At 43.6% G+C, this 970-nt stretch carries 2 protein-coding genes; both read right to left on the reverse strand.

Annotation, left to right across the window (positions count from 1 at the left end):
• Positions 1-665: beta-ketoacyl-[acyl-carrier-protein] synthase family protein (locus ACFFHF_RS11825; protein ID WP_377058223.1), on the reverse strand; the 665-nt coding region annotated here is incomplete at its 3' end.
• Positions 665-970: SpoVA/SpoVAEb family sporulation membrane protein (locus ACFFHF_RS11830; protein WP_160549944.1), on the reverse strand; the 306-nt coding region annotated here is incomplete at its 5' end. The genes ACFFHF_RS11830 and ACFFHF_RS11825, both read right to left, overlap by 1 nt.

A 970-nucleotide genomic window follows, 5' to 3' on the forward strand; every position in this document is an offset into this window, starting at 1 on the left:
TCAATATTTCGTTCCTTTAAATGGGCTTCAATGGTATCAACCGCAGCTGGCGCCATTGCTCCTCCCATATTAAATGGATCTGTTAAGCCCATATCAATCACACGTCCAATTGTGGCAGAAGTGACACGAGGTCCTTCCCCAGAATCACATAAAAGGGCGGCACCTGCACCAGTAACAGTCCATTGTGCAGTAGGTGGTTTTTGACCGCCGTACTCAGTTGGATAACGAAATTGTTTTTCAACAGCTGTATCATGACTAGATGCTCCTGTTAATAAATATTTCGCTCCTTTCGTATTCACAATATAAGCACCTAGAGCCAGTCCTTCCATAGACGTAGAGCAGGCACCGAATAAACCAAAATACGGAGCTCCAATTGTTCGACTAGCAAAACTTGTCGGAGTTATCTGGTTGATCAGATCCCCAGCTAGGATAAATTGAACTTGATCTTTTTGGATGCCCCCTTTTTCCATGGCTTTTTGACAGGCTTCTTCAAAAAGGACTTTATGTGCCTTTTCATAGGAATCCTGTCCAAGCCATAAATCAGCATGAAGGAGATCGAAATCTTCTGCGATCGCTCCGTTTGCTTCAAATGGTCCTCCAACTGTTCCAGTTGAAAGTATCACTGGTTTTTGTTCAAAAATCCATGTACGATGACCTGCCAGCATTATAAACCACCCCACTGGATTAAAATGGTTTTGATGAGGGCAATGACAAAAGCAGAAAAAACACCAAATAAAATAACCGCCCCTGCTAATTTAAACATGTTGCCGCCTACGCCCAGTACAAATCCTTCGGAACGATGCTCAATGGCAGGTGATATGACCGCATTGCCAAAACCAGTTACGGGTACAGCTGTTCCAGCCCCTCCAAATTGGGCCATTCGATCATATACACCAAAACCAGTAAGAAGCATCGTAATAAAAATTAACGTACCCACTGTCGGATTTCCGGCCGTTTGCTCAGTAAAATC

Source organism: Robertmurraya beringensis (assembly GCF_042433785.1).
Lineage (GTDB): Bacteria > Bacillota > Bacilli > Bacillales > Cytobacillaceae > Robertmurraya_A > Robertmurraya_A beringensis.